General features: G+C 46.0%; 16 protein-coding genes. 3 read left to right on the plus strand and 13 right to left on the minus strand.

The features are described from left to right. Nucleotides 1–29 precede the first annotated feature (29 nt). Both P150_RS16180 and polA read right to left on the minus strand, forming a co-directional pair. Entirely contained in the window at nucleotides 30–218 is a 189-nt protein-coding gene (locus P150_RS16180) for a type II toxin-antitoxin system Phd/YefM family antitoxin (protein ID WP_051617590.1), read from the minus strand. Nucleotides 219–688: 470 nt separating this feature from the next. After that, nucleotides 689–3451 (minus strand): DNA polymerase I, encoded by a 2763-nt coding sequence (gene polA / locus P150_RS0107715; RefSeq protein ID WP_028897187.1) that lies wholly within the window; start codon nucleotides 3449–3451, stop codon nucleotides 689–691. 88 nt (nucleotides 3452–3539) lie between these two features. Here polA and P150_RS0107720 point away from each other — a divergent pair, with 88 nt between their 5' ends. Next, nucleotides 3540–4517, plus strand: a complete 978-nt coding sequence (locus tag P150_RS0107720) for a polyprenyl synthetase family protein (protein ID WP_028897188.1) — start codon at nucleotides 3540–3542, stop codon at nucleotides 4515–4517. A gap of 78 nt (nucleotides 4518–4595) precedes the next feature. Here the strand turns inward: P150_RS0107720 and P150_RS0107725 are convergent, their stop codons facing one another. From P150_RS0107725 to P150_RS16190, 11 genes are all read right to left on the minus strand, one after another. After that, nucleotides 4596–4925, minus strand: a complete 330-nt coding sequence (locus P150_RS0107725; RefSeq protein WP_028897189.1) for a hypothetical protein — start codon at nucleotides 4923–4925, stop codon at nucleotides 4596–4598. A 355-nt stretch (nucleotides 4926–5280) separates the two neighbouring features. Then, entirely contained in the window at nucleotides 5281–6858 is a 1578-nt protein-coding gene (locus P150_RS0107730; protein WP_028897190.1) for a leucine-rich repeat domain-containing protein, read from the minus strand. Between the two features lie 321 nt (nucleotides 6859–7179). Then, nucleotides 7180–8547, minus strand: a complete 1368-nt coding sequence (locus P150_RS0107735) for a WG repeat-containing protein (protein ID WP_028897191.1) — start codon at nucleotides 8545–8547, stop codon at nucleotides 7180–7182. Between the two features lie 100 nt (nucleotides 8548–8647). Beyond that, nucleotides 8648–9559 carry a deoxyribose-phosphate aldolase gene (gene deoC / locus P150_RS0107740; RefSeq protein ID WP_028897192.1) on the minus strand — a complete coding sequence of 304 codons (912 nt, stop codon included), beginning with the start codon at nucleotides 9557–9559 and terminating at the stop codon, nucleotides 8648–8650. A 22-nt stretch (nucleotides 9560–9581) separates the two neighbouring features. Then, a complete protein-coding gene (locus P150_RS16185; RefSeq protein ID WP_051617591.1) occupies nucleotides 9582–10421 on the minus strand; it encodes a CPBP family intramembrane glutamic endopeptidase in 840 nt (279 codons plus the stop codon). A gap of 32 nt (nucleotides 10422–10453) precedes the next feature. Then, entirely contained in the window at nucleotides 10454–10783 is a 330-nt protein-coding gene (locus P150_RS0107750) for a nucleotide pyrophosphohydrolase (RefSeq protein WP_028897193.1), read from the minus strand. 347 nt (nucleotides 10784–11130) lie between these two features. Then, nucleotides 11131–11583, minus strand: a complete 453-nt coding sequence (dtd, locus tag P150_RS0107760; RefSeq protein ID WP_028897195.1) for a D-aminoacyl-tRNA deacylase — start codon at nucleotides 11581–11583, stop codon at nucleotides 11131–11133. A 27-nt stretch (nucleotides 11584–11610) separates the two neighbouring features. Then, nucleotides 11611–13449: an excinuclease ABC subunit UvrC gene (uvrC, locus tag P150_RS0107765; RefSeq protein ID WP_028897196.1), complete on the minus strand. Its 1839-nt coding sequence runs from the start codon at nucleotides 13447–13449 to the stop codon at nucleotides 11611–11613. 316 nt (nucleotides 13450–13765) lie between these two features. Beyond that, nucleotides 13766–14296 carry an adenine phosphoribosyltransferase gene (locus P150_RS0107770; protein ID WP_028897197.1) on the minus strand — a complete coding sequence of 177 codons (531 nt, stop codon included), beginning with the start codon at nucleotides 14294–14296 and terminating at the stop codon, nucleotides 13766–13768. Between the two features lie 176 nt (nucleotides 14297–14472). After that, nucleotides 14473–16344, minus strand: coding sequence for a tRNA uridine-5-carboxymethylaminomethyl(34) synthesis enzyme MnmG (gene mnmG, locus P150_RS0107775; protein WP_028897198.1), 1872 nt, complete (start codon nucleotides 16342–16344; stop codon nucleotides 14473–14475). Nucleotides 16345–16775: 431 nt separating this feature from the next. Continuing rightward, entirely contained in the window at nucleotides 16776–17864 is a 1089-nt protein-coding gene (locus P150_RS16190; RefSeq protein ID WP_036932143.1) for a winged helix-turn-helix domain-containing protein, read from the minus strand. A gap of 177 nt (nucleotides 17865–18041) precedes the next feature. On the opposite strand from P150_RS16190, the gene P150_RS0107785 reads away from it, so the two are divergent. Together P150_RS0107785 and P150_RS16195 are read left to right on the plus strand one after the other, a co-directional pair. Beyond that, nucleotides 18042–18896, plus strand: coding sequence for a GLPGLI family protein (locus P150_RS0107785; RefSeq protein WP_036932144.1), 855 nt, complete (start codon nucleotides 18042–18044; stop codon nucleotides 18894–18896). Nucleotides 18897–19115: 219 nt separating this feature from the next. Next, nucleotides 19116–21587 (plus strand): carboxypeptidase-like regulatory domain-containing protein, encoded by a 2472-nt coding sequence (locus P150_RS16195; RefSeq protein ID WP_051617592.1) that lies wholly within the window; start codon nucleotides 19116–19118, stop codon nucleotides 21585–21587. Nucleotides 21588–21630 lie beyond the last annotated feature (43 nt).

The following is a 21630-nucleotide window of genomic DNA, read 5'->3' on the forward strand; positions in this document are numbered from 1 at the left end:
AAATTTTTGACGTGGATGCTCTCGTTTACTTATATTTCCAATCCTTTCGAGCGCATAAGGTATTCCGCTTTTTTGAGCGCATTGTATTCCTCTATGGGCATTATCACTACGCTCTCGTTGTTGGGTCGGTGGATAATCAGCGATTCGCCGTTCTGTGCAACGCTGTCAAGATACTCTTCCAAGTTGTTTCCGAAATCAATATAGTTGGTAGTTCTCATTGCTTTAATCGTTTATAATGCAAATAATAGGTACATATTTCTGTACCTGCAAGTGATGATGAAAATAAATAAAATTGAGTTCGGGGTGTGAATCAGCAAGAGGAGCAAGTAAGCAGGTCGTGAATCTGTGAGAGCCGATGCTGTGGCGCAACTGGATAATTCGGTATAAGCCACTGCAATATTGCCTCTCACAGATTTCACAGACCCACAGAATCTTCTCTCTGTCTCTGCCCACAGAGAAGGCAAAGCCTTCAAGGATAGCACAGATAATTGATGAGCAACGACGGGGCATTTATTCAATACATTCATTGTCGCAAGGAATCTGTGCAATCCTTGAATGCCCTGCATTCTCTGTGTGGGAAATGAAATCTGTGAATCTGCGAAATCTGTGAGAGCCAAACTTGTTTTCTTCTCAAATGGTTCGCTTGCTTGCTCGTCCACTCGCCCCTTGTATCCTCGTCCCCTTACTTCTAATGCGCCTCGAGCCAGTTGTCTCCCCATCCGGCATCGGCCACGAGGGGCACGTTGAGAGGGTAGGCATTCTGCATTTCTTCTATCACGATGCGCTCAACGCGTTCCTGTTCTTCAGGATATACCGAGAAGTTGAGTTCGTCGTGTACCTGAAGAATCATCTTTGAGCGGATGTTCTCCCGCTTGAAACGCTCCCAAATCCGAATCATTGCCACCTTGATGATGTCAGCTTCAGAGCCTTGGATGGGCGCATTGATGGCGTTTCGCTCGGCAAAACCACGCACGGTGCCGTTCTTGCTGTTGATAGCGGCCAGATAGCGGCGACGGTGGAAGATGGTTTCGGCGTAGCCCTTCTGCCGTGCATCCTCCTTTGCCTTCTCCATATAGGCCTGAACCTTCGGGAAAGTCTTGAAATAGCCGTCTATGAGTTCCTTTGCTTCGGCGTTGGGAATGTCCATACGCTGCGCCAGACCGTAGGTAGTGATGCCGTAGATGATGCCGAAGTTGGCCTGTTTTGCCTTCTTTCGCTGTGCATCGGTAACGTCGTCGATGTTCTCGTGCCATATCTGCGCAGCCGTTGCACGGTGGATGTCGTGGCCGCTGCGGAACGATTCCATCATATTCTCGTCTTCCGAGAGATGCGCCATAATGCGCAGTTCTATCTGACTGTAATCTGCTGAAAAGAATTTACAGTTTTCTTCCGGAATGAAGCACTTGCGAATCTCCTTTCCGTCGTCGGTGCGCACGGGAATATTCTGCAGGTTCGGATCGCTCGACGACAGGCGGCCGGTGGCTGTAAGAGCCTGATTGAACGACGTGTGGATGTGTCCCGTACTCCTCTTGATCAGTTTTGGGAGCGCATCTATATAGGTGCTGAGCAGTTTCTTTATTCCTCTGTAACTCAGTATCTTTTCAACGATGGGGTGCTTTGCCTGAAGACTGACGAGAACTTCCTCGCTCGTAACGTATTGTCCTGTCTTTGTCTTCTTCGGTTTCTCCATTATCTGCAACTTGCCGAAGAGAATATCGCCCACCTGTCTGGGGCTTGATATGTTGAACTGTTCGCCTGCCAATTCGTAAATTTCCCTCTCGCAGCCATTCATACGTTCGGTAAATATTCTTGAAGTTTCTTCCAATGCTTCGGTGTCGAGGCGCACTCCGTGGAGTTCCATATCGGCAAGCACCGGAATGAGTGGCATCTCGATGTTCCAGAACAGTTCTTCGGCATTTACTTCTTTGAGTTTAGGCTCCAGAACATTCTTCAGACGCAGCGTGATGTCGGCATCCTCGCACGCATATTCATAAACATCCGTGGGCGGGAGGTCGCGCATATTTTTCTGATTCTTTCCCTTCGGACCTATCAGCTCGTCAATATGAACCGTTTTGTAGTTGAGAAGCGTCTCTGCCATAAAGTCCATATTGTGGTGAAGCTCGGGTTGGATGAGATAATGCGCAATCATTGTGTCGAACATTTTACCCTGCACAGTAACTCCGTATTTGTGCAACACCTCGTAATCGTACTTTATGTTCTGGCCGATTTTGAGAATTTCAGGATTTTCGTACAGTGGTTTGAAGATGTTTACAAGTTTTAAGGCTTCTTCACGTTCGCTCGGTATTGCCACATAAAAAGCCTTTTTCTCTTCCACCGAAAAGCTCAAACCCACCAATTCTGCATCAATCGCATCCGTTGAAGTGGTTTCTGTGTCCAGACTGACAAATTGTTTTGTCAAGAAATAATCACAAATGCGCTTTGCTTCTTCCTCATTATCAATGAGTTTATAGTCTGTCTGCGTGGTTTTAAGGCTCTCAAAACTCTCGTTTTTTGGAGTTTCCTGACCGATGGACGAATTTACGGCAAATAAATCGAGCTGTAAATCATCGTTTTTTTGCGTTTGTTGAGGTTCATTAACAAACTTCTTCAAGAGCGTTCTGAACTCCAATTCGGTAAAGATTTCGCGCAGTTTCTCCTCATCGGGCTGTTCCATCTTCAGCTCGTCCCACTTTATATCGATGGGAACATCGGTACGGATGGTGGCAAGGAACTTTGAAATCTTTATGTCCTCAACGGCAGCTTCCACCTTTTCGCGCAGCTTGCCCTTGATTTCGTCCGTGTGTTGGAGCATATTGTCGATAGAACCAAACTGATTGATGAGTTTGGCGGCTGTCTTTTCGCCCACGCCGGGGCATCCGGGAAAGTTGTCTGCTGTGTCGCCCATCAGAGCCAGCAGGTCGATAACCTGTTGCGGGGTGGGGATGCCGTATTTCTCCTGCACCTCCTTTTCGCCAATCTGTTCATATCCGCCACCGTGTCGGGGACGATACATATATACATTCGGGCGAATGAGCTGCCCGTAGTCTTTATCCGGCGTGAGCATAAAAGTCTCGATTCCATCGGCACCGGCACGCAGAGCCACCGTTCCGATGATGTCGTCGGCCTCGAATCCGTCCACCTGCATTATCGGGATGCGCATAGCCTTGAGAATGCTCTTGATGAGAGGAACGGCTAGCTTTATGTCTTCGGGTGTTTCCTCGCGTTGCGCCTTGTATTCGGGATAGGCTTCGTGCCGGAAGGTGAGTCCGTGGTCGAAAGCCACACCGATATGCGTGGGTTGTTCCTTCGTTATGACTTCGTTCAACGTGTTGCAGAAGCCCAAAACGGCCGATGTATTCAGCCCTTTTGAATTGATTCTTGGGTTTTTGATGAATGCATAGTACGAACGATAGATGAGCGCATAGGCATCGATGAGAAACAATTTATCCATATTAAATCTTATTTTTAAGGGTAAAATTACTAAAAAAATGCCACATATACCGATTATATTCAGTAATTTTGTGTCAAAATTATCTCGTATGGATTATCTCTCGATCATAAAACAACCGATTAATCAGGAACTGGATGAATTTATCTCACTCTTCAACCAATCCTTAACCCACGAGGAAGGGCTGCTTGCGAAAGCCTTGGAGCACATTCGGAACCGTGGCGGAAAGCGAATGCGTCCGATTCTGATGCTGCTCATTGCCAAGAATTTCGGCAAGGTTACGCACGTGGCTCAGAACGCTGCAATCGGTCTGGAACTGCTCCATACGGCGAGTTTGGTTCACGACGACGTTGTGGACGAGAGTGGGGAACGCCGGGGACAGGCTTCGGTAAATGCCACCTACAACAACAAGGTTGCAGTCCTCGTTGGCGACTATATCCTTTCCACGGCTCTTCTGAAAGTTGCGCTGACGGGGTCGGACGCCATCGTGAAAGACTTGGCAGAGTTGGGAAGGACGCTTTCAAACGGAGAGATTCTCCAACTGACGAATATCTCGAATCAGAAAATATCGGAGGAGGTTTATTATCAGGTAATCAGGCAGAAAACGGCTGCGCTGTTCGAGTCTTGCGCTGTCATTGGTGCGAAGGCGGGAAATGCCGACGAAGATGCCATAGAAGCAGTGCGATTGTTTGGCCGGAACATCGGTATCATCTTCCAGATTCGCGACGATATATTTGATTATTACGATTCAAAGGAGATAGGGAAGCCCACGGGCAACGATATGGCTGAAGGAAAGCTGACACTTCCGGTTATCCACGCCTTGAACTCTACGGGCAACGAGGAGATGATTGCGCTGGCAATGAAGGTAAAGGAGGGCGATGTGAATGCCGATGAAATCGACCGTTTAGTGGCATTTACCAAGGAAAACGGAGGCATTGAATATGCCGAAAAGCGAATGTCGGACTTCCATCAGGAGGCATTATCCTTCATTTCAACGTATGTGAAAGATGCGGAAATCGCTGCTTCGCTGAACGCTTATCTCGATTTTGTGATTCAAAGGAGGAATTAGAGCGGCTTAAATATAAAAAAACATCTGCGGAATGGCCTGTTAAAGGATTATTCCGCAGATGTTTTTTTAAAAGCACTTTCACTCATTTATATTCGCCTCGTAAGTCTTTTTGATGATTTTGTCATTTCCAGCATTTACCAACATATACAAACATTGTCCTAAAACGAATTGGTCTTCATTGCAAATTTGGCTTTCTTTAGTTGCATTATCGAAAACAAGGTAAACCGGTTCGGAATCAGCTTGTTCAATTGCGGAAATGAAAGCATTGGTAAATTCAGAAGATTGCTTTTGTGCAGTTTCTGTTTTAGGCTCGGTTTGTATATCTTCCTTTTCATTGTTTGAGCAACTTACAAATGAAATTAAGGATATGGCAAACATACAAACTAATAATAAATTCTTGGTTTTCATAAGCTCATTATTTTGGTTCTTAGTTATTGCAAAGATAATGGTAATAAATAATAACAAGGTGCTTTTGGTGTAAAATAACAAATGTTTAACGTTTTTTATTTTTTGTGTGATGCCGATAATATGTTGAAGCGCAGATATTGGAGTTTCACGATGTGGCTTTGAGCTTTATATCGGAATATATGAAAGATGCGGCTATTGCCAATTAGCTGAAGGCTTATACCGACTTCGTGATTCAAAGGAAGAGTTAAAGTATTCTTGGTTTCGTTGGAGCAGAAGAGTACGATAAGTAAAAACTGGCTGCAAGGTGGTTCAAGACCCGATTCTTGACAGACTTGCAGCCAGTTTTCGTTTTGTTTTATTTTATTATTTTTTTCCCATTGATGATGTAAATTCCGTTTGGCAATTCATCAAATGGCTTGTTGAGTTTCGTGCCGTTGATTGTGTAGACAGTTTTCTTTTCCATCGATGATGCCTGTTTGATATTATCAATCAAGGTACTTGGTTCTTCGAGTTCCGTAGCGTTTCCTCCGTTGAAATCATAGGGAATCCACAGTTTCTTTTTTATATTCACTATATTCTTTGCCTCATAGCTGTTTTCTTCCATAGCAGCCTTTGAATCCATCAAATAGAGTGCCCCCTTTTCTCCATATCCTTTGGCAGGTGTGTAGTTAGGTAGCGAATTGACAAGCACCGTCATTTGCTCTCCTTTTATCTTATTGCCCATACAAGCCAGTTCTTTGAGCATCGTGTTGTTGCTCATATTTAGGGCTGTCAGCATATTATATCCACAGAGAAGTTTTGTAAGCCGCGTGCAGTTTGCCGTGTTGAGTTCTGGCAATCTGTTGCTGCTGCAATCCAATTCCATCAGCATCGGATTCTTGCTAATGTCCAAGACGGTGAAAGCATTGTTGTTGCAATGGAAATACATCAGGCGGAGCTGATTGTTCACGTTGATTTCCGAGAGGTTATTTTCGTTGCAATACAGGAACATTATGGATTTGTTTTCTTTTATATCCAAGGCTGAAAGTCTGTTCTTATTGCAGTTCAAGATTGAAAGCGAGGGATTTTCTGTCAGATTCAGTTCGCTGATTTCATTATCATTGCAGTCCAGATATCTCAGCTCTTTGTTGGTGCTCACGTCCAGTATTGCTATCTTGTTGTTGTAGCAGTCCAGTCGTTGCAGCAATGGATTGTTTGTTATGTCAAGTTCTGTAAGATTATTTTGGTGGCAATAAAGAGCATTCAGCTTTTTGTTTTTACTTATATCAAGGGTGTTAAGTGGGTTCTTGTAGCATTTCAGGGACTGCAATTCCGTAAGAGATTCAAGTTTCAAAGATGTCAGTTCGTTGCCATAGCAATAGATATGCTTTAGTTTTGGAAGATTGTCGAGTGTCAGCAGCGAAATCTTGTTCTCACTGCAGTCTATGCTTTCAAGCTCGGTTTTGTCTTTTAGGACTAATGAAGTGAGACCGTTCTCGGCACAACTTATTTTAGACAACTTCGGGTTCGCGCTTAAATCAAGTTCTTTTATCGAATTTTTCGCACAATACAAGTGTTTCAGGTTCGGATTGTTGCTTAGGTTTAGTTCCTTAATCTCGTTGAGCTGGCAAATCAAATTCTTCAGTAAGGGGTTTTTGCTGACATCAATTGCAGTTATTCCCGATTTTGTACAGTCGAGTTCTGTAAGATTACCGGTCAGCGTAATGGTTGGTTTGGTTATTTTAAACGTGTTGCGGTCGAAGCTGCTTGAGCTTGGAGTGCCCTCCAGACCGTCTACGGTCAATGCGCCGTTATAGACCAGAATAAGTTTTATTTCTTCTCCAATCTTCTTGTTTGTGGTCAGCGTGATGGTGTTCTGAGCAAATAGATTTAAAGGGAAGAGCATAAGAATCAAGGCTAATGAGCCGATGGGATTGTGAATAAGCTTTTTCATTTAATTGGGTTTTAATAGTTGATTATATGGATTGCAAAGCCCAATAACGGGCTTTCAGGTGCAAAAGTATATAATGGTTAATGTTTGCACAATAACCATTTATTGGTATTTTCGTGGGAAATGAAAAAGATTTTGCTGTTTTAAATAAGAATACCAACCGATGGTAATCATTTTACCATCGGTTGGTAATCGGTTTACCATCGGTTGGTAATTGGTTTACCATCGGTTGGTAATTGGTTTACCATCGGCTGGTAATCGGTTTACCATCGGTTGGTAATTATTTTACCATCAGTTGGTAATTTTTTGTTTTACGGTACAATGTTATTTTTTTGCCTCTTGAATAACGTTCAAATCTGCATCCAATCGGGTGTTTTCTTTCATAGAATCGTAGATGTCGAAGAAGTCATTGTAGGCTACAATGATATGGTTTATCATACCGTAGAGCAGCTCGTTCTTCAGATTGATGATGCCGTATTTGCCGTCTTTCTTTATTACAATCTTGTCGCCACAGGTTATCCAGAGGCGATCTTCATACATAATGGGGATGATTATTTTGTCGTTGGCATCCACAAGTCCGTACAGATTGTTGAGCTTTACGCAGAAATAAGGATGATGAAATTGACTGAAGACGTCCTGATATTTATAGGGAAACATCATTTTCTTCGTGTCGTTGCTGATCAGTGTGGTTTTGCCGTCTTTTTTGATGGCGGTGTATAAATCGCTGGTATGGTATTCGTCGAAGGTGTAATCATTGATGAATTTCTTTGTTTCGTAGTCGTAGAACCGTTTTCCGGTTTCGGTTTCTACTGCCAGACAGCCAACAATGGAGGTTGCCCGAATGGATTTATACTGGAAAGGCAGAATCACGTTGTTGTAAATATCGATGGTTCCGTAGTTATTTCCCTTGCAGGCAATGAGCCAAGGGGTTGTTCCAAAGCGATAACCAATGTCCCGACATACAAGTTTTGTGTATTGGGGCTTCATAAACACCTTTCCTTCTTCGTCGAGCAATCCGCAGAGCGTGTCTTTCCTGAAGATGTAAAAATCCTTGGAACGGATGCCGTCGGTTTCCAGTACAAATTTATGAAGGATGGTTATGCCGTCCGAAACGAAATGCTTGAAGGACAGCAGATAGTCTGTGCCGTCGTCTTTTACGAGTTCCAACTTATAGAAATTTCCTTTTATTTCGTTGTATATGGGTTGGGCGAGGTATTCTCCACGTTCGTTGCAGAGACCGTATTTGCCGTTTTTGCGAACGTACAGGCGTGCCTTGTCCGACCATTCGTAGCCTTTATTCTCGATTTCATCGAAGATTGTATCGAGGATTTTCCTGCCATCCGTGTTGAAAACGCCTTTCTTACCATCCTTTTCAATGAGGAAGAGATAGCCGGAGAGTTGTTCGATACGGTCGTATTCAATCGGAATGACGACTTTACCGTCTCTGTCGTAGAGTCCTTGCCTGCCGTCTTTCCGGATGTAATACCATTCTCTATTCTTGAACACAATGCTGTCTGCATTGTCTATCAGGAGCGAATCGGGATGTTTCCAGAGCTGATATTTGCCGTTCGGGGCTTTTTTGATGGTGTTGTCTATCCTCGCAACGGCTATTGCCACTCTGTATTCCTGTGCGCAGAGAGGACTGATGGGAGCCGAAATGAGGCAGAATAAGAGGAAAAGATACTTGTGCATAGCGTGTGAAATAATGTTTCTTGTAAGTGGAATCAACTGTTTGCTCGAAAAGATAAAATCCCCTCTATGCGGAAAGATAGAGGGGATTTGCATTATTGGTTTAGAAGAACTTTGTTTCCTTGCCGAGAATGTCTGTGAGGAGAAGGTTTGTCAGACGGCTTGTGCCGAGACGGAACCAGTAGTTGTCGAGCCACTTTTCGCCGAGGATTTCCTTGTAGATGGTGTAGAAAATCACTGCGTCCATCACGGTGTTGATGCCGCCGGCAGGCTTCAGGCCGACCTGAATGCCGGTCTTGTCGTAAAATTCCTTGATGGCCTGACACATTACGTAGACAGATTCGGGCGTTGCGCTTACCTTTTCCTTGCCGGTGCTGGTCTTGATGTATTCCGCGCCTGCAAACATAGAGAGGAGGGCAGCCGTCTTGATGTTCTTAGCGTTCTTCAAGTCGCCGGTTTCGAGGATAACCTTCATCGGGATTTCGCCACAGGTCTGCTTCAGTTCGCTGATGGTGTCGCACACTTCTTCGTAGTCGCCTGAGAGGAACTTGCCTACCGGCAGCACGATATCAATCTGTGTGGCACCGTCCTTGATTGCCAGAGCTGTCTCAATAGTCTTTACTTCGAGGAATGTCTGCGAAGAAGGGAATGCACCCGTAACGTTTGTAATGTCCACGCCGTCTACTTCGAGGCTGTCGGCAACGAGCTTTGTGAAGCAAGGATATACGCAGATTGCGCCCACGTGAGGGAGGTTGGGGTATTCGTGTGCAAACTTGTTTACCTTCTCTGTCATTGCCAATACCTCTTCCTCTGTGTCGGTGGTCTGCAAAGTGGTAAGCTCAACGCTGCCGAGGAGGAATTGCTTCACTTCCATAGTGTCGTTCTCTGCCACCTTTTCAGCGATGATTTTCTTGACAGCTTCCTTTACTTCCTCGTCTGTAATCTCGAGGTTGTAGTTCTTCAGCATTTCGTCGTACTTGCTGTTGTTTACGATTTTACCATTGTTTGTTTCCATAACTTAATTTATTATTAGTGATTTAAATGTTTGTGTTCTCTTTAATTAGTTCCCCTTTTCGTATCATCTGGAGGAAGAATAGGGTAAAGGCAATACCGATGATTACCGATATTACCGATGCTTCTGCACCGAAACTGCCACCGGTGATGAGTTCGTGACCCGTGATTTCGGGCGTTATTATGCTGCTGCCGCTGTCTGTTCCCGATACCTCGAAACCGAAAACGTTGCCCTGCAAATAGTTCCAAGCCCAGTGAATGCCGATGGGCATCCATAGATTGTTGCACCATTTGTAGATCGTTCCGAATAAAAGGCCTGCCTCGATGGATATGGCAAATGCCGACCAGAGCGTTGCATTGTCGTTCGTGATGTGTACGAATCCGAACAGAAGGGCTGAGATAATCAGGGCTTTGACAAATCCCCATTTCCTATCCATCATTCGGAACAGGATGCCGCGAAACATAATCTCTTCGCAAACGGCGACGCCAAAGAAGAAAACGAAGTTCTTGAGTTGTTCGCCTGCGTTGAAATCGGTTGTTTTTATGCTGTAAGCACCGAGCAGCATCATAATTCCTACGACTGTTATGAAGTATATGCTGCCTGTTGCGAGCCCTTGAATCGTGTCCGGCAATAGCTTGCGCAGGCTCAGTTCGCTGCATTTACGCTTCTCTGTGAGCTTTATCCAGCCCACATAGGCGAGTGTAACGAGGATTATGAATACAAGCATGAAGGCGGCACTTACGGCAGCATCGATTTCAAGCAGGGATGGCGAGAGTGCAATTCCATAGAGAAAGCCGAACAGAAGAAATCCTCCTATCAGCTTGAAGAGCCATATCCATTGGTCGTCGGAGATTTTAATTCTCATAATCGTTAATTTAAATTCCAATAACAGGTCATTTATTTTGCCGTCAGCTTGTCGTTGTTTCTGTGCCTGTCCTTGTCTCTGCTCGTCTTCTTTTCGAAGCTCTTGCGCAATTCTTCGGTCAAATCTACGCCGGTTTGGTTGGCAAGACACATCAGTACCCATAAAACATCGGCCATTTCTTCGCCGATATTGGGCTTTTCCCCCTTCTTGAAGCTCTGGTCGCCGTAGGTTCGGGCCATCACTCTTGCCAGTTCGCCCACTTCTTCCGTAAGGCAAGCCATATTGGTAAGCTCGCTGAAGTAGCGGACGCCGTATTGATGAATCCAGTCGTCCACCATCTTTTGTGCTTCCTGTATTGTCATAGTCTTACAACATTTTAGGATTTAAAGATTGCGAAAGCGAATCCGGTTAATATCAGCAGCATATATAGAACGTATGTTATGTTTTCTGTCTTTGTATTTCCCTTCCAGTTGATTATATTTGCCACTAAGGCAATTATAATGACGGCTATAAATACAATGGCTGTCGCCTGAATCAGATGTTCATATCCTTCTGTATGTCTTGAAATGATATTCAGAATAATGAACGAAAGGACAGATATGTGCTGTGCATTCTGTATATTTTTCTTGTGCTTGGATATAAGTTGTTTCAGTTTCATATTATGCTCTTGATGTTTGAAGGTTTTCAGTTCGCTGTATTCGATGGGGTATCACTCTTTATTCTTCGTGTCCATACAGATGGTTACAGGACCGTCGTTGAGCAGTTCCACCTTCATATCAGCACCAAATTCGCCTTCCCCCACGGTTTTTCCCAATGCTTGGCTTAGTTCCTTGCAGAACTTGTTGTATAGTGGGATGGAGATTTCGTGCCTTGCAGCGCGAAGATAGCTTGGACGGTTGCCTTTCTTGTAGCTTGCCATCAGCGTGAACTGGGAAACAACGAGTATCTCTCCGTCCACTTCCATTATGCTCTTGTTCATCACTCCCTGTTCGTCATCGAATACACGTAGGCCGATGACTTTATTAACAAGCCAAGAAATATCCTCTTCATTGTCGTCTTCGCCGATGCCTAAGAGGATAAGATAACCCTGTTGGATGGCAGATTTCACGTTGCCATTGATGGTTACGGATGCGTGCTTCACACGCTGGATAACGATTCTCATATCGCAAATATACTATTTTTATTTCATTTAACCCTCCGTAGAGTGGAAATAATTGAAGAGTAAAGTAGCTTTCGCATTGCCTAATACTTCTGTAAGCGATTGAATATCAGCTTCTTTTATCTTTTTTACGCTCTTAAATTGCTTCAACAATGCTTCCCTGCTTTTCGTTCCAATACCTTTAATATCGTCTAATTCGCTGTGTAACTGATGTTTAGAGCGTTTGTTGCGATGGAAGGATATAGCATATCTATGTACTTCGTCCTGTATATTGGTAAGGATTTTGAAGAGTTCGGAGTTGGTTTTTATGCCGATTGTCTGGGGAGGAAAGCCGTAGAGCAGCTCGTTTGTCCTGTGACGGTTGTCCTTTGCAAGTCCGGCGATGGGTATATTCAGGTGGAGTTCGTCCTCGATAACCTCTCTTACCACTTCCATCTGCCCTTTACCACCGTCGGTAATAATGAGGTCGGGTAGCGATTCCTTTTCCTCTATCATCCGAGAGTAGCGACGGCGCACCACTTCCTGCATAGAAGTGTAGTCGTCTGGTCCGACAACTGTCTTGATATTGTACTTTCTGTAATCCTTCTTAGAGGGTTTCATTGCTTTGTAGACCACGCATCCTGCAACGGCATCGGTACCGGAAATGTTTGAATTATCGAAGCATTCGATTTGATAGGGTAGCTTAGGCAGTTTCAGAGCTTCCTGAAGTTCTTTCATCAGTCTCGTTTGTTTCTGCTCGGGATTCAGCTTTTCGGCTTGTTTTAATCGGTCGAATTTGTATTGCTTGGCGTTCATTTCCGAAAGCTCCAGCAAATGTTTCTTGTCTCCTCGCTGTGGAATGAAGAACTCGGCATCCTTTATTTTAAAGTCCAATTCAAAGGGAACGATAATCTCTTTTGCCTTGCTGTTGAATCGTTGGCGTATATCTGGAATGGCTTCGTTGAGAAGTTCTGCGTCGCTTTCATCGAGTTTTCGCTTGTATTCAAAGGTAAAACTCTGGTTGATGGCACCATTTGTAACGTGGATATAATTGATGAATGCGTTTTTTCTGAACTCATCATTCACGATAGTAAACACATCAACGTCGTTGATCGTATAGCTCACTATCTCGCTTTTGGCTGCAAAATTCTCCAGAGCAATGTATCTTTGCTTGTAGGCTTCAGCCTCTTCAAAACGTAATTCTTCTGCGCATTTTTCCATTTGTGCCCGAAGAATCCTTTGCACCTCACGTGTGTTGCCCTTTAGAATCTGCTTTGCCTGATTGATGTTTTGCTGATAATCTTCATAGCTTTGCTTTCCAATGCAGGGTGCTCCACAATTCTTCAGGTGATATTCAAGACAAGGTTTGTACTTATTTTGCTCAATACCTTCTTTTGTTATCGGGAATCTACACGTGCGAGGCTTGTACACTTTCTTTATAATATCAAGAATAGCGTACATACTGCTTATGTGGCTATAAGGGCCGAAAAATGTTCCGTAGCGTTTGTTTATGTTGCGTGTGTTGAATATTCGTGGGAAATATTCGTTCGTAACACAGATACTCGGGTACGTTTTTCCGTCTTTCAGCAGCACATTGTATTTCGGCTGATATTGCTTTATCAGTTGATTCTCTATCAGCAATGCGTCTTCTTCCGAATTGACCACGGTATAAGTGATATCGTGAATTTTGGAAACGAGTACCTTTGTCTTGAATCTGTCCACCTCTTTGTGGAAATAAGAAGAAACACGATTCTTTAGATTCTTTGCCTTTCCCACATAAATGATGGTATGCTCTTCGTCATAGTACTGGTACGTTCCCGGTTTCTCAGGAAGTGTCTGTACTATGCCTTTAAGATACTCTAAGCGTTTAAAGTTTTCTTCTTTGTTCATTTTCTGTAACTCCTTTGTTTAAAGAGGTTTTGAAACGTTTTGTTTCACGTGGAACGTTAATGCTTTTGTTGTTCCTGTTTCACAATGTTGTATTCCAAGACAGACTTGATTGTGGACAAAAGAGATGTTTGTTGCAATCTTGTCAGATCCTTTTCGGAAGATAGACGGGTGGAGAATGAAATCTGCTTTTGCAACTAAAAACCGAAAGACGGGCGTTGTGTGTCTTTCGGTTTTTGTTGGTTCATTCTTTATTGTGCTCACGTTTCTTTTTTAATAAATGATAAGCACTTTTCATTTCTGACAGAGTGGGAGCGTATTAGAACTCCAAAAGAGATGAAATTTCAACGTCCTTGTCGAAACTGTCTCGGCAGTTCGGAAACTCGCTGCGCAATTCTATGATGAAATTGCAGTAGACTTTCTTAGGATTGAACTTTTTAACGAGGCTGCAAGCAGCTTTCATCGTACCACCGGTAGCAAGCAAATCGTCGTGAAGGAGGATAATATCGTCTTCCGTAATTGCGTCCTTGTGGATTTCAATCGTGTCGATGCCGTATTCCTTTGCGTAGCTTTCTTGAACTGTTTCGCAAGGGAGCTTTCCCGGTTTGCGACAGAGAACGATGCCTGCACCTAATTTTAAAGCCAAGGCAGACGACATTACGAAGCCGCGGCTTTCGATTCCCACAATCTTTGTAATTCCTTTGTCCTTGTAAAGTTCATACATTTCGTCTGTAATCTCTTGCAATGCTTCCGGAGATTTGAAGAGAGTGGTTACGTCTCGGAAATTAACGCCCGGGATTGGCCAATCAGGAATACACCTAAGATTGTCAAGTAGAATTTTACTGTTCATATTCAGGTAGTTATATTTTATTGTTTTATTATTTGTTTCACGTGAAACGGAGGGTGTTTTAATGTGAGATGGGAAACGTTAGATATGAAATGGGAGATGTGGGGTGGGAAATGTGATAATGTTTGTTTGCGAAAAGAAATCTTGTTTTCGGAGAAATTAAGACTGCTTTCATTTCTTTATCTTCCCATCAATACCAAAAGCACATTAATGTCGCTCGGACTTACGCCCGGAATGCGGCTTGCCTGAGCGAGCGTTTCGGGTTGAATGCGCTCGAGTTTCTGCCGACATTCGGTGGAGAGGTCGTGGATTTCGCTGTAATTGAAGTGTCCTTTTATTTTAATATCTTCAAGACGGCGCATCTTTTCTGCGAAAACCCGTTCCCGCTCAATATATCCCTTGTATTTCATCTTGGTCTCGGCAGCTTCTGAAATCTCTTCCTTGCGGTTCGGAGACTGTTCTATTATTTCCTTTAAATTGGGCAGATGCTCTGCCAAACCATCGAAGCCTACTCCCGGACGTGCTATCAAATCTGCTATCTTGACGGTTCCTTGAAGTGGAGAACTGCCGATGGAATCCAGATAACCGTTTATTTCGTTTGGTTTCACAGCCGTTTCTTCACAATAGGAAATGATTCTGTTGATGTGTTCTTTCTTCTGAATCCACCAATCATATCGGTCGCGTTTGGCAATTCCCAACTCGTATGCCTTCTCCGTAAGTCGGGCATCGGCATCGTCCTGACGCAGAAGAATGCGGTATTCGGCACGAGAAGTAAACATACGATAGGGTTCATCGACTCCCTTTGTAGTGAGATCGTCGATGAGAACGCCGATATAGCTTTCGTCGCGCTTCATTACGAACGGCTCATTTCCCGCACAGAGCAGAGCTGCATTGACGCCGGCTACCAAGCCTTGACCACCTGCTTCCTCGTAGCCGGTAGTGCCATTTACCTGTCCTGCAAAGAACAAACCCTCGATAATCTTTGATTCCAACGAGGGTTTTAGCTGCGTTGGGTCGAAGTAATCGTATTCGATGGCATATCCGGGACGATAGATTTTCGCATCACGGAGTGCCGGAACCCGATGGATAGCCTCCAACTGAATCTCCCAAGGCATACTCGATGAAAAGCCGTTGAGATACATTTCGTTTGTATCCACGCCTTCAGGCTCAAGGAAGAGTGGGTGGGAGTTCTTGTCGGGAAAGGTTACGAGCTTTGTCTCTATCGAAGGACAATAGCGTGGCCCTGTGCTTTGAATCTGTCCATTGAACAGAGGAGACTCAGCAACGCCGGCACGGAGTATCTCGTGTGCCTCTTCGTTGGTGCTGCAAGTCCAGCACGGAAGTTGCGGAAGTTCCCTGTGCCGGTCGAGATAAGAGAACTGATGATAGTCCGTTTCGCCCGGTTGTGCTTCCATATCCTCAAAGTGTACAGAACGCTTGTCGATGCGTACCGGTGTACCCGTCTTCATTCTGGAACTCGTTATGCCCCAGTGGGTTATGCTTTCTGTGAAGTTCTTTACGGCAGGTTCCGAACATCGGCCACCCTCCACTTGTCTGCGCCCGATGTGCATCAGTCCGTTGAGGAATGTTCCGGCAGTTACAACCACCGTCCTTGCATATATTTCAATACCCCATATCGTTCTGACACCCAGTGCTTTATTGTCTTTTACGAGCAATTCGTCGGCTTGATCCTGAAAGATGTCAAGGTTGTCGGTATGGTCGAGCGTGCGTTTCCATTCGCTGATGAACTTTTCACGGTCGCATTGCGCACGCGGACTCCATACGGCAGGACCTTTTGAACGGTTGAGCATACGGAACTGGATAGCCGTGGCGTCGGTAATCAGTCCCATCTGACCACCGAGCGCATCTATTTCACGAACAATCTGCCCTTTGGCAATGCCTCCCACGGCAGGGTTGCAGCTCATTTGTGCAATCTTGTTCATATCCATTGTTACCAAACAGGTTTTCGCACCCATATTGGCTGCTGCCGTTGCTGCTTCGCAACCTGCGTGTCCGCCGCCTATGACAAGTACGTCATACTTGAATTTCATTCTCTTGCTTCCTATTTTTTGGCAAAAGTAAGAAATAAAATTGAATAATTGAAGCACATTGCCATATTAAGTAGGTGTTATGTTGTGAATTGGTGCAATATTCGGTGCATCCCCGTAAAGGATTTGCCTTATCCGTGTTCAGAGATATTGGGTTGCTGTATTCGTTTCATAGCTTTGAGACAACAGTTTCATAATTATGAGACAACTTTCTCAAAGCTATGAAACTAATACGGTGCTATAATAAAAGCAATGGAATGTCCAGTGAAATTCAAATAAATGATAGGATTTGAGGATAACAATGAACTGACGGGGACAAAAGGAATGAGGGATGGTAGAGGATGGAACGAAGGATTGTAGAGAGTGGAATGAGAGGTGGAGAGAGGACGGAATGAGGGGAAGGGAAACGGAAGGGGCGAGCGGGACAGGGCGTTCTACTGGTTTCTGATGTTGAGAATGTAGCCTTTCTTGTAGATAACGTCGATGGAGAGTTTCTCATCCGACTTTAGGGCGCGCCGCAGATGGGTTATCTGAACGTTCAGAGCGAGGGAATTGGCGTAGGAATCGTCGCCCCACGCAGCAAGAAGAATGTCTTCGCGCGGTACAATCCTGTTGGGCGAATCGCTCAGGAGCTTCAGTATCTCGGCTTGTCGTGAGGTCAGAATCACGCGTTCCTCCCTATACTGCAATTCGTTGAGTCCGTAACGGAATTCCGTATCGCCTATGCGCAGGCACTCTCCGTCGGCACCGGTCTCTTCGGGCTGCTTCATCTCGAATATCATATTCTTCATAAATTCACGACGGATGCCGTCGATGCGCTTCTGGATGATGATGGTTTTAATCTGATAGAGAGTGCAGATGGTAAGGACGATGAGGAGGAGTGTGCTCGCAATGAGCTGCCACATCATCGACTTTATTACGTTGGAGACAGGAATCGGGATGGAGAATGCAATGCCTTCGCCGAAGAGAGGATTGCTCCAGTACGCCACTTTCAGTTTTGTTTCCCATCCGATTTCCGTGCTGAACCGTGGTTCAAGGTTGTTTGCCTTCATCTTGACGTGCTTGAAATCCTGTATCTTCTGGCTTCCCTTTGCCGTGAGGAGCGAGTCGATTACCTTTGTCTGGAAAGATTTGAAGCTCGCAGCTTTGTATTTGTTGTAGATTTCGCCGGCAGCCGATGATGTCAGTCCGTTGCAGTTGAAGACCACCTTACCTTTCTCCGGCAGAAGATAAGTGAAGGTAGACGTGGAGGTGGGCTTGCGCTTCGAGCTGTAATCGTAGGATATGGTAGTGGTTACGTTCAGCGTGTCCTTTATCTTTTGTTCTCCGAGGTATTCGTAAACTTCCTTTATGCGCATTTCCTCTTCCGTTGCAAGACCTTTGGCGCAGATGTTCTTCAGTTCGTCTGCCATCGCATTGCTCGTGTAGAGATACTGGTTGTAGAGCCAGTAGGCTTGTCCTGCGAGCGTCAGGAGAATAGTGGCGATGGAAAGGAGGAATACCAGCTTTATTCGTTTGTCCATAGGTATATCTTTGGTTTACAATACAAAGATAATAAAATCTCCCGACGTGGTGCGTTGAATAATAAATGAATAATAAAAATCGCGACGGAAAAGAATATTTCTGTAATAAAAATCAGCGTTTTCATCGGGAATATACGGCTATCTTTGCCAGAGAAAACAATTTAATGACAAAGAGCTATGAAAAGAAATCTATTTGTATGGGTGCTTGCAATGACGGCAATGTTTGCAGAGGCACAGGGTGTAACTCTCATTACGGACGACGACAGGAAGCAGGGCGAGTTCATTGACCGTGTGAAGTACGAGATAGTCTATGATATGAACTCGGTTGTCAATCCGAATGCCGAGGCACGGGCTTCGTTCAACGAGCAGATGCTGCTGCAGATCGGCGATAAGTGCTCGGCCTTTTACAGCTATGCGAGCTATCAGGTGGACTCGCTGATAGCCGAACAGATGCGGAAAGGCGAAGACATCAATATTAATACCAGTTCGCAAGTGAGCTGGAAGGTGTATAGGAACTATCCCGCAATGGGCAGATCTGCCTATCTGGACAGGATAGCAAACGACCGTTACGTCGTGGAGGAGGAACTGGACGTGCCCCGATGGGAGATTGTTGCCGACAGCACGAGGCAGATACTCGGATATACGGCACACTTGGCCACGGCAAAGTATCGCGGACGGGTGTGGAACGCGTGGTATGCAGCCGACATTCCGCTCGACAACGGCCCGTGGAAGCTCCACGGATTGCCCGGATTGATACTCTCTGCCTATGATTCCAACCGCGAATTTACGTTCAATGCCGTGGGAATCAGGAATGTCAGGGAGGAAAAGATGATGGAGTACAAGGGCAGGGACTATGAGCCGATAGCACGGAAGTCGCTCAACAAGATATACAAACGTTACTATTTCGATGCCATCGGCTATACGCTGATGAGCTTTCCCTCCTCGTCGAATCGGACGATAACTATCAAGGACGAAAACGGAAACGAACTGAAACACTCTGCTCCACAGGACTACAACCTGATAGAATGGTAGGTGGGGGGAGAGCTTTCGCAGAGCATTCCCCCGAAAGGTTTAAGCCTGATGCAGAAAAGGCTTTAAACCTGTTCGGAAAAAGTTCGCCAGCTTTTTATCAAAAGCTCTTAATCTTTTCCAAGAAAGCTCTTAATCTTTTTCAAGAAAGCTCCTAAGCTTTTTCAAGAAAGCTCTTAAGCTTTTCGGAAAAAGGAATTTATCCTATAAAATCATTGCTCTATGAAACGATACATTATGCTGCTGCTTTCCTTTTGGACGTGCCTTGCAGTTCAGGCACAGACTTCCGTTTACGGAACGGTGGAGGACGGTACCGGAAAATCCGTTCCGGGTGCATCGGTAACGCTTCTCCGAGCCGGCAAGCCGCTGAAGTTTACGAAGACAGACGCCCGGGGAGCCTTCCGAATGAATATCGGGGAATTGCAAAAGGCCGATTCCTTGCAGATAGGCTGTATAGGATTTGCCAAGACGGTCGTGAAGCCGGCAGAGAAGGGAGCAACGAACGTGAAACTGGCGGCAAAGCCTTTCGAGCTGAACGAGGTAACGGTGCGTGGCGGAAGAATATTCGGAAGACAGGACACCACGGTTTACGACCTGACGCGGTTCGCCAACGAGCGCGACAATTCGCTGAAGGACGTGCTGAAGAAACTGCCCGGCGTAGAAGTGGCGTCGAACGGCGAGCTGACTGTGAACGGAAAATCGCTCAGCCGATTCACCGTGGAAGGATTGGACTTGACAGGCGGTCGATACAATCAGCTTGAGGAAAACATCAAGGCAAAGGATGTGAAGAATGCCGAAATCATCCATCACGATCAACCGGTAAAGGCTCTGGAGGGAAAGGTGCTCACGGACAACGTGGCGATGAACATCGTGCTGAAGGACGACGCACGCGACAAACTGCTGCCCACCGTCAGGCCGCATCTGCTCATCGGCAAGCCGGTCAGCGTGGGGGGTGCTGCCAATATCCTGCAAATAGGCAAGAATAGGCAATGGATGTACACCCTTGCCTACGACCGGACGGGGAAAGACCTGATGCAGGAAACGCACGCACTGGCGCATTATGGCGGAGGATTGCCCGCGGCAGGGCTGCCGTCGTGGCACGCCGCTCCCTCCGTCTATGCCCCGATAGCTGCCGAACGGCTCCGGTTCAACACCTCACAACGCTACGGAGCAAGCAGAATACAGAAGCTGCCGAACGACGGCGAACTGCGCTTCACGGCAAACTATCTGCGGACGGTGGAACGGCAGACAACAAAGAACGAATCAGTCTACGACCTCGGAGGTTCAACTCCCGTAATAACCACTCAGAATCAGCACCTCACCTTGCTGCACGACGATTTCTCAGCCGAGCTTGAGCACAAGATAAACACGGCTTCAACGTATGGGAAAGACCTGCTGAGCATCTCGGCAAGGCAGACCGACGCCCTGTCCGACCTTGGCGACACGCTCGCCCAACGCATCAGAACTCCCGAGCTGAACATCTCCGGGAGCCTGTACCGCCTTTACACGCTCGGCAAGGGACAGCTCTCCGTTCAGTCCGTAATGGATTACCACCATTCCGTTTCCGACCTTTATATTAACAACTTCAGGACACGTCTGCGCACAAACCTGTGGCATTCTGCCGTGTCCGTGGGATGGTTGCGCAAGCGGTTGTATCTTACGAGGCGATATTCCGGTGGGTTCGACCTCCGAAACCTGAACCTGTCGGGCAGCAGCGTGAAGCTCTCCGCCCATCTTTCCCCTTATTTCCAGTACGAACGGGGGAAGTTTCAGGCATCGCTCACGCCCCGTTTGGTGTGGGAACGATTCGTCCGCCAACGCTGTTCGTTCCTCCTTCCGCAGCCTTCCCTCTATCTGAAATGGAAGTCCGGACGGAGAAGCGAGTGGACGCTGGCAGCCAATTACGCCGAAGGGACAGGACAGATGGGCGAGTTTATCCTTGACAGCTATCGGCAGAACTACCGTACTTATTATACGGGCGACGGACTGATTCGCCGGACGCGCAACCTCTTTTCCACCTTGGAGTATGTCTACAAGCGTCCCGTGAGCGAGTTCTTCTTCAATGCCGGTGCGACGGTGGGGCGCAGTTGGCAGAACATTATGATCGATTTACGGATTGCCGACGGCAGGTATTACCTTTCGCAGAGGGAGTGCAATGCGGAAAGCGACTATTGGCAGGCCGAGGCTTCGGTGTCGAAAGGACTTTCCGACCTGCACCTCAAGGCTCGTCTTAACGGCAGTTTCACGTATGGTAAAGGGCAGCAGATGTCCGACGGCAATCTGCTGCAATACACTTCGCGCCTCTGCAATCTGATGCCCAACATAGAGTTTGCCCCCACTTGTGGAGCACTCAGCTATGAAGGCCGTTTCAGTTGGAGCAGTTCATCTGTAATGGAAACGCTTTTCGGATGGGAACAGAGCCTTTCGCTCACTTCCACTTTCGGTCCGATAGACCTCACTTGCTCTATGACGCATCATCGCAACGAGCTGCAACAGGGCAACGTGCTCAGCATCTTGCTTGCCGATGCCAAAGCCGTGTGGCGGATGAAGAAGCTCCGTCTCTCCCTCAATCTCTCCAACCTGTTCGACAAGAAGGAATACATCGTAAGGCAGAACACCGGAATAAGCATCTCTACGGACTGTTATACATTGCGGGGATGCGAACTGCTGTTGGCGTTGCAATATTCTTTATAGCCTTTTGGGCTTAATTTCCTTACCTTTTTAAGTGTTTGATAAT

The organism is Prevotella sp. HUN102 (assembly GCF_000688375.1).
Taxonomy (GTDB): Bacteria; Bacteroidota; Bacteroidia; order Bacteroidales; family Bacteroidaceae; genus Prevotella.

What these genes read in the sequence shown, in the direction of transcription:
- P150_RS16180 (WP_051617590.1), bottom strand. Translation starts at nt 218, where the DNA reads ATGAGAACTACCAACTATATTGATTTCGGAAACAACTTGGAAGAGTAT.
- polA (WP_028897187.1), bottom strand. Translation starts at nt 3,451, where the DNA reads ATGGATAAATTGTTTCTCATCGATGCCTATGCGCTCATCTATCGTTCG.
- P150_RS0107720 (WP_028897188.1), top strand. Translation starts at nt 3,540, where the DNA reads ATGGATTATCTCTCGATCATAAAACAACCGATTAATCAGGAACTGGAT.
- P150_RS0107725 (WP_028897189.1), bottom strand. Translation starts at nt 4,925, where the DNA reads ATGAAAACCAAGAATTTATTATTAGTTTGTATGTTTGCCATATCCTTA.
- P150_RS0107730 (WP_028897190.1), bottom strand. Translation starts at nt 6,858, where the DNA reads ATGAAAAAGCTTATTCACAATCCCATCGGCTCATTAGCCTTGATTCTT.
- P150_RS0107735 (WP_028897191.1), bottom strand. Translation starts at nt 8,547, where the DNA reads ATGCACAAGTATCTTTTCCTCTTATTCTGCCTCATTTCGGCTCCCATC.
- deoC (WP_028897192.1), bottom strand. Translation starts at nt 9,559, where the DNA reads ATGGAAACAAACAATGGTAAAATCGTAAACAACAGCAAGTACGACGAA.
- P150_RS16185 (WP_051617591.1), bottom strand. Translation starts at nt 10,421, where the DNA reads ATGAGAATTAAAATCTCCGACGACCAATGGATATGGCTCTTCAAGCTG.
- P150_RS0107750 (WP_028897193.1), bottom strand. Translation starts at nt 10,783, where the DNA reads ATGACAATACAGGAAGCACAAAAGATGGTGGACGACTGGATTCATCAA.
- dtd (WP_028897195.1), bottom strand. Translation starts at nt 11,583, where the DNA reads ATGAGAATCGTTATCCAGCGTGTGAAGCACGCATCCGTAACCATCAAT.
- uvrC (WP_028897196.1), bottom strand. Translation starts at nt 13,449, where the DNA reads ATGAACAAAGAAGAAAACTTTAAACGCTTAGAGTATCTTAAAGGCATA.
- P150_RS0107770 (WP_028897197.1), bottom strand. Translation starts at nt 14,296, where the DNA reads ATGAACAGTAAAATTCTACTTGACAATCTTAGGTGTATTCCTGATTGG.
- mnmG (WP_028897198.1), bottom strand. Translation starts at nt 16,344, where the DNA reads ATGAAATTCAAGTATGACGTACTTGTCATAGGCGGCGGACACGCAGGT.
- P150_RS16190 (WP_036932143.1), bottom strand. Translation starts at nt 17,864, where the DNA reads ATGGACAAACGAATAAAGCTGGTATTCCTCCTTTCCATCGCCACTATT.
- P150_RS0107785 (WP_036932144.1), top strand. Translation starts at nt 18,042, where the DNA reads ATGAAAAGAAATCTATTTGTATGGGTGCTTGCAATGACGGCAATGTTT.
- P150_RS16195 (WP_051617592.1), top strand. Translation starts at nt 19,116, where the DNA reads ATGAAACGATACATTATGCTGCTGCTTTCCTTTTGGACGTGCCTTGCA.